The organism is Nocardia aurea (assembly GCF_003123685.1).
In the GTDB taxonomy this organism is placed as follows: domain Bacteria; phylum Actinomycetota; class Actinomycetes; order Mycobacteriales; family Mycobacteriaceae; genus Nocardia; species Nocardia aurea.
On the sequence record NZ_QCYJ01000127.1, the window covers coordinates 101,194 to 116,846 of the forward strand.

Below are 15,653 nucleotides of genomic sequence, written 5' to 3' on the forward strand. Positions count from 1 at the left end.
ATGGATACTCACCGTCGTGGCACGCGGCAGAGCTCGCGATGCCGTATGGCCGCCGTCAGCGGGCGGACTCGGGCACCAGGGCAACCCTAGACGACGGCCGACGGGAGGTGTTCGTTCACGCACGCAGACGTGGCTCGGTAGCGGTCTGGGAGCGGAACAGATCCGAGGTCCTGCTGACCTCGTAGCCGAGGTGGCGTTCGGCCTCCTCGATTCCGCCCTGCAGGTCACCGACCGCGTTCATCTTCGATAGGTCCAGCCCGATGGTCACCAGGGTGAGCGCGATCTCCGAGGACAGCCCCGTGATGATCACACTCGCGCCCATCAGACCGGAGGCCTCGACCGTCTGCACGAGATGGTTGGCGACGGTGGAATCGATCGTCGGCACGCCGGTGATGTCGATCACCACCACCTTGGCGCGGTTGGCGCGGATCGCGCCGAGCAGCTGTTCGGTCAACTGGCGGGCGCGCTGGCCGTCGAGCACGCCGATGATCGGCAGGATCAGCAACTGCTCGCGCACCTGGAGCACCGGGGTGGACAGTTCCCGGATGGCTTCCTGCTGCTGGCGGATGATGCGTTCGCGTTCTTCGACGAAACTCACGCCGACGGTGTTGGCGATCCGGTTGGCGGCGGGCTCGTAGGCGTCGAGCACGTTGTTGAGCAGTTCGAAATCGGACTGGTACTTCTCGAACAGCGAGCGGGCGAGCACATCGCGGAGCAGCAGGACGATGCCGACGACCTCGTCGGTCTCCACGCCGCGCGGAACGATGCGCTCGGACAGGTCGCGCGCGTAGTCACGGAGGGCCTCCACGCTGCCGGTCTCCAGGACCGCGACGTAGTTGTCGTAGACCGAGGTGGCCTCGGAGAACATCTCCTCCGGCGACATGGCCGTCAGCAATTCGGCCTCGGTGATTCGACGCGCCCACTCCTCGCGCAACACCGTACGGTTCTGTCGCAGGTGTTCCACCAGCTCGGACAACAAGCCCGCGCCGGCCACCTCCGAAACCGTCTCCATGGTTCCGCCTACCAACACCTGGATTACCCGGCCTTTCCGGATCAGCGATACCCCTCGGAGCGCAGCTCCCATGAAGGGCTGACGTAGCGTAGCCGTCGCCACGAGCGCGTGCACGACGAACCCCGTGTGTTTCGAACTCGCGTTCGTACGCGGACCGATGAGCAGCCATTTCCACGTTCGGGGCATACTCGATTGGTGACCGATATGACGGAATCCGCCGAAGGCATCACCGAGGACGTCGACCGCGTGCTCGGGGGCGGCCTGCGGCTGACCGCGGGCCGGTTCGGATTCCGCTTCGCCGACCAGCGGTGGGACTGGTCCCACGAAGTGGCCGCCATGCACGGCTACGCCCTCGACGAGGCCTTGCCGACGACCGAGCTGCTGCTCTCGCACAAACATCCCGAGGACCGCGATCTGGTGGCCGCGGTGATCGCCGACGCGGTCGCGAAGGGGCAGGCGTTCTGTAGCCGCCATCGCATCGTCGATACCGCGGGCACGGCGCACGAGGTGATCGTGCTCGCCGATCAATTGGTGGAGGACGGCACGGTGGTCGGGACCGCCGGGTACTACATCGACCTCACCGACACCCGCGACGAGGAACAGCGGCGGGCCGTCGAGCAGCCGGACGCCGGGCCGCCGGAAGCCCGCGCGGCCATCGAGCAGGCCAAAGGCATCCTGCGCTACGTCTACCGGATCACCGACGACCAGGCATTCGACGTTCTGCGCTGGCGTTCCCAGGAGACCAACACCAAACTCCGCGACCTGGCCTCCCAATTGCTGATCGACCTGGACACGTTGCCGGGTCCGGCCGCGCACGTCCAGACCCGATTCGATCACGTGCTGCTCACGGTGCACGAAAGAATCGGCGCGAGAGGGGAATAGAAGTTCGGTCCCCTCCGCGCCGCGACCGGAGCGAAGGGGACCGCGCTCGGTCAGACGATGGGTCCGCGCGCCGCTTCGTAGGCGGCGCCGACCCGGTAGAGGCGATCGTCGGCCAGTGCGGGCGCCATGATCTGGAATCCCACCGGCATGCCGTCGTCGGCACTGAGTCCCGAAGGCACCGACATGGCGGGATGACCGGCCAGGTTGGTGGGCAGGGTGCACAGGTCCGAGAGGTACATGGCCAGCGGATCGTCGACCTTCTCGCCCAGTTTCCACGGGGTGAACGGACTCGTCGGCGAGACGAGCACGTCGACCTGTTCGTAGGCCCTGTCGAAATCGCGGGTGATCAGCGTGCGCACCTTGAGCGCCTGGCCGTAGTACTCGTCGTAGTAGCCCGCCGACAGCGCGTAGGTGCCGATCATGATGCGGCGCTTGACTTCCGGGCCGAATCCGGCGGCGCGGGTGGCCGCCATGACCTGTTCGGCGCTGTGCTTGCCGTCGTCGTCGACGCGCAGGCCGTAGCGCATGGCGTCGAAACGCGCCAGGTTCGACGACACCTCGCTCGGCATGACCAGGTAGTACGCCGAGAGGGCGTATTCGAAATTCGGGCAGGAGACCTCGATGACCTCCGCGCCCAGTTCCTTCAGCACCGCGACCGCCGCGTCGAAGGAGCCGATCACACCCGATTGGTAACTGTCGGAATGCAATTCCTTGACGACGCCGACCTTCACACCGCGCAGGTCACCGGCCGCGCCCGCGCGCGCGGCGGCGACCACCGGCGGCACCGGCACATCGCGGGAGGTGGAATCGCGCGGGTCGTACCCCGCGATCACCTCGTGCAGCAGCGCGGTGTCGAGCACGGTGCGTCCGCAGGGGCCGCCCTGGTCCAGCGAGGACGCGCAGGCCACCAGGCCGTAGCGCGAGACCGTGCCGTAGGTCGGTTTGGTGCCCACCGTCGCGGTCACCGCGGCGGGTTGACGGATGGAACCGCCGGTGTCGGTGCCGATGGCCAGCGGCGCCTGGTTCGACGCCAGGGCGGCCGCCGAACCGCCGCCGGAACCGCCGGGGATGCGCGTGGTGTCCCACGGATTCTTGGTCGGGCCGTAGGCCGAGTTCTCGGTGGAGGAGCCCATGGCGAACTCGTCCATATTGGTCTTGCCGAGAATCGGGATGCCCGCGGCGCGCAGCCGGGTGGTCAGGGTCGCGTCGTAGGGCGAGACCCAGCCCTCCAGAATCTTGGAGGCGCAGGTGGTCGGCGCGTCGGTGGTGGTGAAAACGTCCTTGAGCGCCAACGGAACTCCGGCCAGCGGCGAGGCCGGGGCCTTGCCATCGGCCAGCGCGGCGTCGACTTCGGCCGCCGCGGTGAGCGCCTGCTCGCCCGAGACGTGCAGGAAGGCGTGGATGGCGCCGTCGGCCTCGGCGATGCGGTCCAGATACGCCTGGGTGACCTCGACCGAGGTGATCTCGCGCGCGTGGATCCGCGCGGCGAGTTCGGCCGCCGTCGAGGTGATCACGCCGCTGCCGCCCGGTGCCGCGCTCATTCGCCCTCCGCTCATTCGCCCTCTCCCAAGATCTGCGGAACCATGAACCGCTGCTCCTCCTGCGCCGGAGCGCCCGAGAGCGCCTGTTCCGGGGTCAGGCAGGGAACCACCTCGTCGCGGCGGGTGATGTTGGTGGCCGGATTCGGCGAGGAAGTGGGCGGGACATCCGCGGCGGCGACCTCGGAGATGGTCCGCACGTGACTCAGAATCGAATCCAGCTGACCGGCGAACTGATCCAGTTCGGTATCGGACAGCGCGAGCCGGGACAGCCGGGCGAGGTGTGCGACCTCGTCGCGGGAGATGGCGGGCACCGCGGGACCCCTTTCGGCATCGTCGAGCATGGAGAATCGGCCTGGAGAATTCGGCCATCGAACAGCCTAGCGGGCGCTGCGCGACCCCCTGCGTTCGCGCCTGCCGTGCGGCGACACACCCTTTCAACTAGAGTGACACGCCGACGACCCACGATTTTTCTGCGTGGCGTACCTCACTGGCCGTACTTCGGGTCGATAACCGAAGCCCGGGGGTGTAAAGATTGCCAGACCGGGTATCCAGCGACCACGCTCGGCCGGCAAGAGGAAAGGAACGCGCGTGTCATATCTGCTCCGCGTGCAACTTCCGGATCGCCCGGGAAGCCTCGGCGCACTCGCACTCGCACTCGGTTCCGTCGGCGCGGATATCCTCTCGCTGGACGTCGTCGAGCGCGGTGCGGGTTTCGCCGTCGACGATCTCGTCGTCGAGGTGCCACCCAACGCCCTCCCGGACACCCTGATCACCGCCGCCGAATCCATCGGCGACGTCCACGTGGATTCCATCCGCCCGTATTCCGGTGTGCTCGACACCCATCGTGAACTCGAATTGATCGACCAGGTCGCCAGCGCCCGCGACGATCGGATGCAGGTACTGGTCGACGGCGTTCCCCGGGTGCTCCGGGTCGGCTGGAGCACGATCATCGATATGGGCCCACAGGGCGCGTACCGCGTGGTCGGTAGTCAGAGCGCGCCGGAGACCCAGGCGGGTTCGGCGCCGTGGATGCCACTGGACAAGCCCACGGTGCTCGATCCCGAATCCGAATGGGTTCCGCAGATCTGGCGCGATATGGACACCAAACTCGCCGCGGCGCCGCTCGGCAACACCGGGAAGGTGCTGATGCTCGGCAGGCCCGGCGGACCGGATTTCCGACCCTCGGAGGTCGCGCGGCTCGGCTATCTCGCCGGAATAGTGGCCACGGTACTGGGCTGAGCGCCTCGAACCCCCTTACGCGGCAGGTAGTTCCAGCCGCAGCACGGTGAGGTCCTCGCCGGTGTCGGTCGTCCAGTCCCGCTCGGGAACGGGGACGAAACCGTAGCGGTCGTAGATGCGCCTGGCTTCGGCCATGGCGGGCATCGTGGTGAGGACGACCGCGTGGAAGCCCTCGGCCGCCGCCGTCTCGATCACGGTGCGTACCAACGCGGTTCCCGCCCCGAGCCCGCGCGCCGCCTTCGAGACGGCGAGCATGCGGAACTCGAGTTCACCCGCACGCGCGATCTCCGCGTAGTCGGTGCCGGGACGAGCCACCGTCAGCGATCCGACGATGCGCCCCGCGTGCACCGCGACGAGGATCTGCGCCGCCGCGCCCCGATGGCGGGCATCGGCCAGTTGCGCCGCGTACGGGGTGTCCGCGCGGACATAACCCTCGCCCACGTAGACCTCGACCGTCAGCTCTCCGACCGCGTCGTATTCGGCGACGCTCGCCGTCCGGACAGCGACGTCGGCGTCGTTCTCACCCATATCCGCATCCTGCCACCACGCGCCGAACCGAGCCCTACCCGCATCCCGCGCGGATCCCGGACCCGCGAGGACAGCCGGGGTGGCGCGCCCTACCGCGCGATCTGCCAGCGGTCCGGCTTGCCCGCCGGGTAGACCACCGGAATCTCCTCGCCGATATGGGGCCAGCTGTTCACGTCCCAGACGAACCGCCCGTAGACGACCCGGTCCGGCACCGACGGACCGGCGAGATTGCCGGTGATCGTCACGAACTGCTCGCCCTCGGCGTCCGGGCGCGGACTCACCCCGGTGACGTGCAGCGACCCACGCTCCGGCGTCGCCGGGTACTTCGGCTCACCCCTGCCGCGCCGATACAGCACGATGATCGCCACCAGCAGCGTGGCCATGATCACCAACATCGCGATCTCCACCATGCCGACCACTCTATGGGGCGGGCGCGCCCCCGCTACCGCGCGACGAGTTCGCTGACGCCCCGCTCGGTGCGCCGCACCTGCCAGACAGCGCTGCGGGTGCGCTGCGATCGACCGTTACCGCGATCGATCAGCGCGCGATCGTCGGTGGTGAAAATCAATTGGGCGCCGGAGGAATTGGTTTCCGGACTCTGGAACAGCCGGATCAGGCGGTCGGTCTGCTCGGCGGGCAGGCGCGCGCCGATATCGTCCACGGCGAGGACGAGACCTTCGTCGAGCGCGTCCAACATCGGCGGCAGCAGCCGCAGCAGCGAGACGGTGGCGGCGGATTCGTCGGTGATCTCGAAAGGCGCGTCGACGCCCGCGTGCACCAGGTGCAGGCCGACACCTCGCCGCGCCACCATGCGCGCGTAGAGGGCCTCGCGGGCGGCACGCAGATTGCCGAGTTCGCGTTGGAGCATGACCGCCGTGACACCGTTGGTCTGCAACAGCGCGTCGGCGTGACCGGGCGAGCTCGCGCACAGTTCGACCTGTTTGGCGGTCTCCGCGATATCGCCGTCCAATTCGCGCAGGTAATCGGCGTAGAGCGGGTCGTTGTCGGCGATCAGCACGTCGCTGATACCGAGTCCGGCGGCGTGCAGCAGCGGCAACAGCCGTGCGGCGTTCTCCGGTGCGCGCGACAGGTGTGAGCCGAGCCGATGGGCCACCTCGGCGGTATCGCGCGCGCCGTGCTCGACCTGGAGCACCGCGGCGAACCACCGGTAGGCGGGTACCAGCGCCTCGGCGTACATCTGCCCGGCCAGACTCAGCAGCAGCGCGTTCGGGCGCACCAGCGGGACCAGCGCGGCGATACCGTAGCGCGCGGCCTCGAACATGGGCCCGATCTTGATCTGCTCACCCGCGCGCTCGAACACGATCCGTTTACGCGAACGCGGTTGGGTGTGCAGCCATTCCGCGATCACCCCGGCGTTGTCCAACTGGAAGCCGTAGGTGTACGGCACGCCCTCGGCCACGAATCCGGCGACGAATTCCGTCGGCCGGTCCGGGAATCCGAGGTGCGGCGCGCGCACCGGTCCGGCGTAGGGATCCCATCCGGTCACCGAATGCAGTACCGCGTCACGCATCTGGGCGAGCGCGTCGATCACACTCGTCTTCCCCGCGGCGGCCCCGCCGTGGATCGCGGTCACCGGCACCGCGACGGGTCCGCTCCCCCGGTACAACCGCAGTTCCTGCCGTTGCGCCAGCGATCGGTGGTTGGTCACCTGAAAACTCCGCAGCATGACGCCATACTTCCGGTCGGGTGATCCGGTTCCGACATCACCCCGGTCACCCGGGAGCGTCGTCGTCTCGTGACTCCGACGTCGGACCTCGATCGCGCCGCTCGGCGCGACTCTCCGAGCACGGCGTCCGGTCCGCGGGCGCGGCGCGCACACGCACGGACAAGTGCCGGTGGGAGCGCTAGCATGCAGGACGCGGCGTATGCGCCGCGTGATCTGACGGTTCGAGCGGATGAGGGTTAGCGATGGAAATTTCGGTTCGTCGTCTGGTGGTCCGAGGCTCCATCGCGACCGCGCTGGGTATCGGGTCGATGGTCGTACTCGGCCCGAACGCCGTCGCCGACGCCCCGTGCCCCGACGGCACCGTGCGCGTCTTCCTCAGCAACTCCACCAACACCTGCCAGGGCGCGGGCGCCGCGACCTACTCCGCGCCGTGGGCCACCAAGATCTGCACGACCAGCGGCACCGTCGCGGTCATCGACACGACGGGTAAGCGCCGCGTCAACCGCCAGCACATCGAACTGGATCCGGGCGGCCACTGCGCCCGCCTCGAACTCGACGGTCAGCAGAGCGCGACGGTCGTCGTCGGCCCGGCCTGATTCGGACCGCGCTCGGCGACCGAAGTCCGGGTCGATCTCGACCCGGTCGATGGACGCGGCCCGGGAAGTTGCCGCGGGCGGGCGAGTACTCAGTGCCCGCAGGGTGCCGCTGAACCGTGTGCGACGACATGGCCGCGCCCGATCAGACCGGGCGCATCAGCAGTGCGCTGTCGCCGAACTCGTGCCACAGGTAGCCATTTTCCAGGGCGGCCGCGTAGGACTCACCGACGATCTCCGGACCGGCGACAGCGACCAGGAGATCCAGGTGCGACGCGCCGGGGGCGTGCCAGCCGGTGATGAGGCCGTCGACCACGCGGGCCGGGCGGTCGGCGCCGAGCACCAGATCGGTCCAGCCGGACCGGGCGTGCGTGGATCCCTGCCGGTCGGTCGCCGATTCGAGAGCCCGGGTGACGGTGGTGCCGACCGCGATCACGCGACCACCCGCCGCCTTCGTCGCGTCGACCTGGCGTGCGGTGGCGGCCGGGACGACGAATCGTTCCGGGCTCGGCGGCTCGCCGGTCTCCGGGGAGGAGACACCCGTGTGCAGCGTCACCGGCGCGACCGCGATTCCCGAGGTGAGCAGATCGAGCACCAATCGGTCGGTGAACGGCCTTGCGGCACTCGGCATTTCCGCACTGCCGGGCAGGCGTCCGAAAACCGTCGTGTAATAGTCGGCCGACCAGCGTTGCGGCACATACGCGTAGGTGATCGGGCGGCCGTGCGACGCCATCGAGACCCGCGGGTCGTCGGCGGTGCGTGCCACCCACAGCCTGCGCGCGGGCGGCAGCCACGGCCGCACCAGGACGACAGGTGATCCGTCGGCCAGCAGTAGTTCGGTCCCGGCGTCGAGACCGTCGTCGGGAAAGGGGGTGCGTTCGGCGGAACGGATTTCGACGACCCACCCGCCGTCGTCGAGCCAGGTCGAGAAATGCACCGTCACCGGCTGCTCACCGAGCCTGGCGTCGACCGCCGCCGTCATGACGGCGGAGTTGTTGACCACCAAGAGATCACCCGCGCGCAGGTGCCCGGGCAATTCCCGGAACCGGGCGTGCACGATGTCGTCCTGTGCCACCAGCAGGCGCACCTCGTCGCGCGCCAGACCGCGCGCTTCGGGCGGCGCGGTCGCGTGACGTTGCGGCGGCAGCGGGAAGGACCGGTCGAGGACCGAAATCCCGGTGCTCATCGCACCGCGTCCAGGTCGGCGAAATCGCCCGCGGCGTAGCGAGCGTTCGGTGGACGCCGCGCGATGAGGCGCAGCAGTGCGGGGACGACCGTCTCGGGTTCGGGGCGATCGGAGATGTCCTCGCCGGGGAACGCGGCCTGGTGCATGGCGGTGCGCATATCGCCGGGATCGAAGGCGTAGACCGCGATCTCCGGATGTTCGGCGCCGAGCACGGCGGTGAGTTGATCGAGCGCGGCCTTCGACGACCCGTATCCGCCCCACGTCGGATACGGTTCGCGTCCCGCGTCCGAGCTGATGTTCACCACCACCCCGGCATCGCCCAACAACGGCAGAGCGAATTGCAGAACCGCCAGCGGGGCAACGATATTGGTGCGGTAGAGCCGTTCCAGCTCGTCGAGCGGAAAGTCCAACAGCGGGGGCAGCGGGCTGGGGCCGAGACTGCTCGCGTTGTTGACGAGCAGATCCAGCGGCCCGGCCGCGCGTACCGTCGCGGCGAGGTCGGCGCGGTGCCGCGGATCGGTGATGTCGCCGGGTACGGCCAGGAACGCCGGGCCCAGTTCCCTGCGCGCCGATTCCAGCCGGTCGGCGTGGCGCGCGGTGCCGATCACCCGTCCGCCGCGCGCGACCAGCGCGCGAGCCAGGGCGAGACCGAATCCGGCGGAAGCACCGGTGATCAACGCGGTGTGTTCGTACGTCATTGCGATCTCCTGAGGGTCGCCAGAGGTGCGGCCGACACCCTCGTCGATCGGACCGAGCGGCGGGTGCGACCACCTACCACTCCGATCGTGTTACCTGAAGTGAGGTTCAGGTCAAGCGACGTTCGCCACCGGCGATATTCGCGACCGTGAATTCACGGCGCGACCTCGCCGTTCCCAGCGGGATTCACGGTGTCGCCGGGCTTCCGGATCGTCGGGCAGTGGCTCCCGTTGTCATCGGGAACCGGCACACCGAGACCCGGTCCGCGTCGGATATCCGGGCGACGCCCCCTCGGCCTACTCCTCGGGTGACTCGGGCAGCACCGCGGCCGGCCCGGCTTCGAGGAGCAGCCGGAACCCGTCCTCGTCGAGAATCGGGACGCCGAGCTCTTCCGCTTTGACCGCTTTGGTGCCGGGCGACTCACCGATCACGACGAACGCGGTCTTCTTCGACACCGAGCCGGAGGCCTTTCCGCCGCGGACCAGGATCGCCTCCTTGGCCCCGTCGCGGGTGAAACCCGTCAGCGAACCGGTGACCACGATCGACAAACCTTCGAGGTTGCGTTCGATCGATTCGTCGCGCTCGTCGCGCATCCGCACCCCGGCGGCACGCCATTTGTCCACGATGGCGCGGTGCCAGTCCACGGTGAACCATTCCGCCGCGGCGGCGGCGATGGTCGGGCCGACACCGTCCGCGCCGCCCAACTCCTCGGCGGTGGCCGACCGGATCCGATCCATACTGCCGAATTCCGCGGCGAGCGCGCGGGCGGCGGTCGGGCCGACGTGGCGGATGGACAACGCGACGAGCACCCGCCACAGCGGACGTTCCTTCACGGTGTGCAGATTGTCCAGCAGGCGTTTGCCGTTCGCCGACAGCGTGCCGTCCTTGTTGGAATACAGCGAGGTGGTGAGCAACCGCGCCTCGTCGAGATCGAACAGATCGCCCTCGTCGGTGATCGCGCCCGATTCGAGCAGATCTTCGGCGCCCTCGTATCCGAGCGCCTCGATATCGAACGCGCCCCGCCCCGCCATGTGATAGACGCGTTCGCGCAATTGCGCCCGGCAGAACCGCTGATTGGGGCAGCGGATATCGGCGTCGCCCTCCTTCTCCGGGGCGAGTTCGGTACCGCAGACCGGGCAGCGCGTCGGCATCACGAACTCGTATTCGTCGCCGGTGCGCGCGTCCACCACCGGGCCGAGCACTTCGGGTATGACGTCACCCGCCTTGCGAATGGTGACGGTGTCGCCGATCAGCACGCCTTTGCGCTTGACCTCCGAGGCGTTGTGCAGGGTCGCCATCGAAACCGTCGACCCCGCGATCGATACCGGCTCCATCACCGCGAACGGGGTGACACGGCCGGTGCGGCCCACGTTCACCTCGATATTCAGCAGTGTGGTCGTCGCCTCTTCCGGCGGGTACTTGTAGGCGATGGCCCAGCGCGGCGCGCGGGAGGTCGAGCCGAGGCGGCGCTGCAACGAGATCTCGTCGATCTTGATGACCTGGCCGTCGATCTCGTGCTCGATGTCGTGGCGGTGTTCACCCCAGTAGGCCACCCGCTCGATCACCGCGTCGATCCCCCGCACCCGGCGGGTGTGCTCGGACACGGGAAGGCCCCACGCGGCCAGCGCCCGGTATGCGTCGTGCTGTGAGGTGGGCGCGTACCCCTCGATCCGGCCGAAACCGTGACAGATCATCCGCAGATGACGTCGCGCGGTGATCGCCGGATCCTTCTGCCGCAGCGATCCGGCGGCGGTATTGCGCGGATTCGCGTACGGCGGTTTACCTTCCGCGACGATCTGCGCGTTGAGCGTCTCGAAATCCTCGAGCCGGAAGTAGACCTCGCCGCGCACCTCGAGCAGGGTGGGCACCGGGAATTCGTCGGTCGGCGTCAGCTCGCCGGGGATGTCGTCGATGGTGCGCGCGTTCAGGGTGACGTCCTCGCCGGTGCGTCCGTCGCCTCGGGTCGCGCCGCGCACCAGTCTGCCGTTCTCGTAGACCAGGTTCAGCGCGACACCGTCGATCTTCACCTCGCACAGATAGTGCGGATGCGATCCGGTCTCGGCCTCCACCCGGCTCGCCCAGGTGCGTAGCTCGTCGACGTCGAACACATTGTCCAGCGACAGCATGCGCTCGAGGTGATCGACCGCGGTGAAATCGGTCGCGAATCCGCCGCCGACCAATTGCGTCGGCGAATCCGGGGTGAGCAGATCCGGGTGGCGCTCCTCCAGGTCCTGGAGCTGCCGCAGCAACCCGTCGAACTCCCCGTCGGTGATGATCGGCGAGTCACGCACGTAGTAGCGGAACTGATGTTCACGCACCTCGTCCGCGAGTTCCTGCCACCGCACCCGCTGCTCTGCCGTCGCCGGAACCGCCGCGTTCTCGCTGTCACTCACACCGTGGATTCTATCGGAGCCCACCGACACATCCGTGGACATACTCGCACGTCACCGCCGTATTCCCGCCCGGTCGACACCCGCGTGGCAGCGTCGGTCCGCCCGGAATCAGGCGTCGAAATCCAGCGATTCGGGTTCTTCGGCGAAGGCACGCGCCACCTCCGCCGCCAAGCCGATCGCGGTGCGCGCCCACGGCAGCGGCGCCGCGCCAAGGCCGCACGCGGGACTCACGATGACCGAGTTCGCGAGTGCCGAACGGTGGAAACCGAGACGGTCGATCAGCCGCACCCCCGGTTCGGCGATCTCGCGCCAGGTGACCGGGGCAGGCGGCGCGGTGGTCGGGACCAGACCGAGGGCGACGAACTTCCCCGCGTCGACGATCTCGCCGATCGCGTCGAGATTCTTCGTCCCGATGGTCGCGAGGTCGAAACCGACGGCGGCGGCCGCGCTTCGGCGCAGGAAATCCAGCGGCGGCGGTTCGGCGCAACTGTGCACCAGCACGGGCGCGGATTGGGCGGTGATGACCGCGTCGAGAACGGCGAGCGCTTCGGGATCGGGCAGCGCGCGCACCGTGTCCAGAACGCTCACCCCGCGCAGCGAACCGTTCAACACGTCATCGATCGACGGTTCGTCCAGCTGCACGACCACCTCGGCGCCCAGCCGTTTGCGGATTTCGGCCACGTGCCGGTCGAGACCTTCGGCCAGCGACTCCGAGACATCACGGACCGCGCCGCGATCGGTCAGAATCCGGTGCCCACCCGGCAGTTCCACCTGCGCCGCGAGCGTCAGCGGCCCGCAGACCTGCACCTTCACGACCCGCCCCGTACCGGTGGAACCGGAAACCTCCCAGGCTTCCTCCAGTGCGTCCAGATCGGCGCGCAGCAGATCCCGTGCCCGGCGTGACAGCGACCCCGGACGCGGCGAGAGCCGATAACCCCTGGTGGTGGTGTCGAAGCGCAGGTCGATCAGCAGCGCGGACATGCGCCCGACCATGTCGGCTCCTGGCCCGCGCGCGGGAAGTTCGACCAGATGGGTCAGATCGGGGAGTTCACCGAGGATCGTGGTCGCGGCCTCGCGCGGATCGACACCGGGCCACGAACCGATGCCCGTCGCCGTGCCGCCGCGCAGCAACGCCGTCGATTCGGCTGCCGCGTCGCCGGTCCGGATTTCGCTCACCACGTGATTCCCCTGTCGGTTCGTCGCCGATACCCGGCCGGGCGACCATATCCGGTCCGCCCCGCCGTGATCGCCCCGCCCGGGTCGTTCCCACGAAGGCGACGTGGCCGACCGAGTCGGCGGGACCGCCGCCCGGCACCGCGAGCCCCCTTCGTCACCGGGGCAGCGTGGACGCTATTCCCCCACACCCGCGCCGGCATCGGCACCGACCGCGGTGTCGGCGCCCGCGGTATCGCTGATGGTTCCACTGCCGATGACCTCGTCGCCCGCCTCGTCGGGCCGGTACAGCACCACGGCCTGACCGCGCGCGACACCGGTCAGCGGCTCGCTCAAGCGCACGACGAGTCCGTCACCGACGGCTTCGGCCACGGCGGGCGCGATACCGCCGTGCGCGCGCACCTGGGCGACGCATTCGATCGGGCCGCTCGGGGCGACACCGCTGGTCCAGATCGCCCGCTGCGCGCTGACGGTCCACACGTGCAGATCCTCCGCCGAACCGACCCGCACCGTGCCCGATTCCGGGTCGATCGCGGTCACGTAGCGCGGCTTGCCGTCGGCGGCGGGACCCGGCAGACCGAGCCCTTTGCGCTGGCCGACGGTGAACCCGTGCACACCCTCGTGCTCGCCGAGCACCCGGCCGTCGGCGTCGACGACCGCGCCCGGCCTGATGCCGATCTTCGCGCCGAGGAACGCGCGCGTGTCACCGGAGGGGATGAAGCAGATGTCGTGACTGTCGGGCTTGTTCGCCACCGCGAGCCCGCGTTCGGCGGCCTCCGCGCGGATCTGCGGCTTCGGGGTGTCGCCGACCGGGAACATCGCGCGCGAGAGTTGCCCGGCGTTCAGCACCGCCAGCACGTAGGACTGGTCCTTGTCGGCGTCGACGGCGCGGCGCAGCACACCGTCCTCGAGCCTGGCGTAGTGCCCGGTCACGACCGCGTCGAAGCCGAGCGCGACGGCCCGATCCGACAGCGCGGAGAATTTGATCTTCTCGTTGCACCGCAGGCAGGGGTTGGGCGTCTCACCGGCGGCGTAGGAGGCGACGAAATCATCGATCACGTCCTCCTTGAACCGGTCGGCGAAATCCCAGACGTAGAAGGGGATCCCGAGGACGTCGGCGGCGCGCCTGGCGTCGCCCGCGTCCTCCTTGGAGCAGCAGCCGCGCGAACCGGTGCGCAACGTGCCGGGAGCGGCCGACAGCGCGAGATGGACGCCGACCACGTCATGTCCGGCATCGACGGCGCGCGCCGCCGCCACGGCGGAATCCACACCACCGCTCATCGCCGCGAGTACTCGCATCACACACCACCTTTCGCTCCGGCAAGGCCCGCGGCCCTGGCCCGCTCCACCACGTTCGGGAGGACAGTCAGCAGGGCATCGACGTCGGCGCGAGTCGACGTGTGCCCGAGAGAGAAGCGCAGCGAACCCCGCGCCTGCCACGGCTCGACACCCATGGCGATGAGGACATGACTCGGCGAGGCCACCCCCGCGTTGCAGGCCGAGCCGGTCGAACATTCGATACCGGCCGCGTCGAGCAACATCAGCAGCGAATCGCCCTCGCAACCGGCGAAGGTGAAATGCGCGTTGCCCGGCAGCCGTCGCGCACCGACGGGTCCGTTGAGTTTCGCGTCGGGAATCGCCTCGATCACGCGCGCGATCAATTCGTCCCGCAGCGCACTCGATTCGCCACCGGATACCGGCAAGTCGACAACGGTCTGGTGCAGCGCGGCCGCGAGTCCGACCGCGCCCGCCGTATCGGAGGTACCCGAGCGCAGATCGCGCTCGTGCCCGCCACCGTGCAGCAGCGGCACACACGGCACCTGCCTGCCCAGCAACAGGACCCCGACCCCGTGCGGACCACCGAGTTTGTGCGCCGCGAAACTGGCCGCCGACAACCCGCTCGCGCCGAAATCGATCGGCAGCTGAGCCGCCGCCTGGATGGCGTCGCTGTGCATCGGCACATCGAATTCCCGTGCGACCGCGGCCAACTCGGCGATCGGCTGGATGGTGCCGACCTCGTTGTTGGCCCACATGACGCTGACCAGCGCCACCTCGTCGGGATGGTCGGCCAGCACCGCCCGCAGGGTCCGCGGCGACACCGTGCCGTCGGCGTCCACCGGCAGCCAGCTCACCTGCGCGCCCTCGTGCTTCTCCAGCCACTCGACCGCGTCGATCACCGCGTGGTGTTCCACCGAACTCGCGACGATCCGCACCCGGCGCGGATCGGCGTCGCGCCGCGCCCAGAAAATGCCCTTGATCGCCAGATTGTCGCTCTCGGTCCCGCCGGAGGTGAAAATGACCTCCGAGGGCCGCGCGCCCAGATCCGCCGCGATGGACTCACGCGCCTCTTCCAACGACCGCCGCGCCGCCCGCCCCGACCCGTGCAGCGACGACGCGTTACCCGGCCTGGCGAAGACAGCCGTCATCGCCTCGACGGCGGCAGGCAACATCGGTGTGGTGGCCGCGTGATCGAGGTAGACCGTCTTGGGCGCACCACTGGTGACCTGACCCGAAAAAGCCGACTTCATGACCAATAAAGTCTAGCCGCCGCCCGCCGCCGAATATTCCCGCCCGTCGCGCCCGCCCTGACGTGCGGATTCCTTCCACATGGCGGTGGTGGGCATCACTCACCCGTTGGTGATCACATCGCTGTGATCAGCGATGCGAACGCGTCGGATCCGCGGGGCCTGCGCCGGGCCGCCGGAGACGCCGACCCGGACTCC

At 69.0% G+C, this 15,653-nt stretch carries 15 protein-coding genes; 3 read left to right on the forward strand and 12 right to left on the reverse strand.

Translation table 11 applies throughout. From position 1 onward, the window contains the following. Positions 1-115: 115 nt before the first annotated feature. On the reverse strand, positions 116-1,012 hold the full coding sequence (locus DAT37_RS29275) for an STAS domain-containing protein (protein WP_109528113.1): 897 nt from the start codon (positions 1,010-1,012) through the stop codon (positions 116-118). A gap of 204 nt (positions 1,013-1,216) precedes the next feature. Here DAT37_RS29275 and DAT37_RS29280 point away from each other — a divergent pair, with 204 nt between their 5' ends. Then, positions 1,217-1,894, forward strand: coding sequence for an ANTAR domain-containing protein (locus DAT37_RS29280; RefSeq protein ID WP_109528546.1), 678 nt, complete (start codon positions 1,217-1,219; stop codon positions 1,892-1,894). Between the two features lie 50 nt (positions 1,895-1,944). Here the strand turns inward: DAT37_RS29280 and gatA are convergent, their stop codons facing one another. Together gatA and gatC are read right to left on the reverse strand one after the other, a co-directional pair. Next, positions 1,945-3,435: an Asp-tRNA(Asn)/Glu-tRNA(Gln) amidotransferase subunit GatA gene (gene gatA / locus DAT37_RS29285; RefSeq protein ID WP_109528114.1), complete on the reverse strand. Its 1,491-nt coding sequence runs from the start codon at positions 3,433-3,435 to the stop codon at positions 1,945-1,947. Between the two features lie 11 nt (positions 3,436-3,446). Then, positions 3,447-3,746: an Asp-tRNA(Asn)/Glu-tRNA(Gln) amidotransferase subunit GatC gene (gene gatC, locus DAT37_RS29290; protein ID WP_109528547.1), complete on the reverse strand. Its 300-nt coding sequence runs from the start codon at positions 3,744-3,746 to the stop codon at positions 3,447-3,449. 277 nt (positions 3,747-4,023) lie between these two features. Here gatC and DAT37_RS29295 point away from each other — a divergent pair, with 277 nt between their 5' ends. Then, positions 4,024-4,674: an ACT domain-containing protein gene (locus tag DAT37_RS29295; protein ID WP_109528115.1), complete on the forward strand. Its 651-nt coding sequence runs from the start codon at positions 4,024-4,026 to the stop codon at positions 4,672-4,674. Positions 4,675-4,689: 15 nt separating this feature from the next. Here DAT37_RS29295 and DAT37_RS29300 read toward each other — a convergent pair whose 3' ends face one another. The 3 genes from DAT37_RS29300 to DAT37_RS29310 form a co-directional block, all read right to left on the reverse strand. Further along, positions 4,690-5,202 (reverse strand): GNAT family N-acetyltransferase, encoded by a 513-nt coding sequence (locus tag DAT37_RS29300; RefSeq protein WP_109528116.1) that lies wholly within the window; start codon positions 5,200-5,202, stop codon positions 4,690-4,692. 89 nt (positions 5,203-5,291) lie between these two features. Next, the gene (locus tag DAT37_RS29305) at positions 5,292-5,612 is read right to left on the reverse strand and encodes a hypothetical protein (protein ID WP_109528548.1); all 321 of its coding nucleotides are present in this window, start codon (positions 5,610-5,612) and stop codon (positions 5,292-5,294) included. 32 nt (positions 5,613-5,644) lie between these two features. Further along, a complete protein-coding gene (locus tag DAT37_RS29310) occupies positions 5,645-6,871 on the reverse strand; it encodes an AAA family ATPase (RefSeq protein ID WP_232840069.1) in 1,227 nt (408 codons plus the stop codon). A 260-nt stretch (positions 6,872-7,131) separates the two neighbouring features. On the opposite strand from DAT37_RS29310, the gene DAT37_RS29315 reads away from it, so the two are divergent. Continuing rightward, positions 7,132-7,485 carry a hypothetical protein gene (locus DAT37_RS29315; RefSeq protein WP_109528118.1) on the forward strand — a complete coding sequence of 118 codons (354 nt, stop codon included), beginning with the start codon at positions 7,132-7,134 and terminating at the stop codon, positions 7,483-7,485. A 142-nt stretch (positions 7,486-7,627) separates the two neighbouring features. Here DAT37_RS29315 and DAT37_RS29320 read toward each other — a convergent pair whose 3' ends face one another. The 6 genes from DAT37_RS29320 to DAT37_RS29345 all read right to left on the reverse strand — a co-directional run bounded on the left by DAT37_RS29320 (position 7,628) and on the right by DAT37_RS29345 (position 15,458). Further along, a complete protein-coding gene (locus DAT37_RS29320) occupies positions 7,628-8,668 on the reverse strand; it encodes an S-adenosylmethionine:tRNA ribosyltransferase-isomerase (protein ID WP_109528119.1) in 1,041 nt (346 codons plus the stop codon). Next, positions 8,665-9,366 (reverse strand): SDR family NAD(P)-dependent oxidoreductase, encoded by a 702-nt coding sequence (locus DAT37_RS29325; protein WP_109528120.1) that lies wholly within the window; start codon positions 9,364-9,366, stop codon positions 8,665-8,667. The genes DAT37_RS29320 and DAT37_RS29325 overlap by 4 nt, the downstream gene beginning before the upstream one ends. 294 nt (positions 9,367-9,660) lie before the next feature. Beyond that, entirely contained in the window at positions 9,661-11,799 is a 2,139-nt protein-coding gene (gene ligA / locus DAT37_RS29330) for an NAD-dependent DNA ligase LigA (RefSeq protein ID WP_109528121.1), read from the reverse strand. 66 nt (positions 11,800-11,865) lie between these two features. Next, a complete protein-coding gene (locus tag DAT37_RS29335) occupies positions 11,866-12,933 on the reverse strand; it encodes a methionine synthase (RefSeq protein ID WP_408637453.1) in 1,068 nt (355 codons plus the stop codon). 174 nt (positions 12,934-13,107) lie between these two features. After that, a complete protein-coding gene (mnmA, locus tag DAT37_RS29340) occupies positions 13,108-14,229 on the reverse strand; it encodes a tRNA 2-thiouridine(34) synthase MnmA (protein WP_109528122.1) in 1,122 nt (373 codons plus the stop codon). Continuing rightward, positions 14,229-15,458: a cysteine desulfurase family protein gene (locus tag DAT37_RS29345; RefSeq protein ID WP_109528123.1), complete on the reverse strand. Its 1,230-nt coding sequence runs from the start codon at positions 15,456-15,458 to the stop codon at positions 14,229-14,231. Before DAT37_RS29345 ends, mnmA begins: the two co-directional genes overlap by 1 nt. Positions 15,459-15,653: the final 195 nt, after the last annotated feature.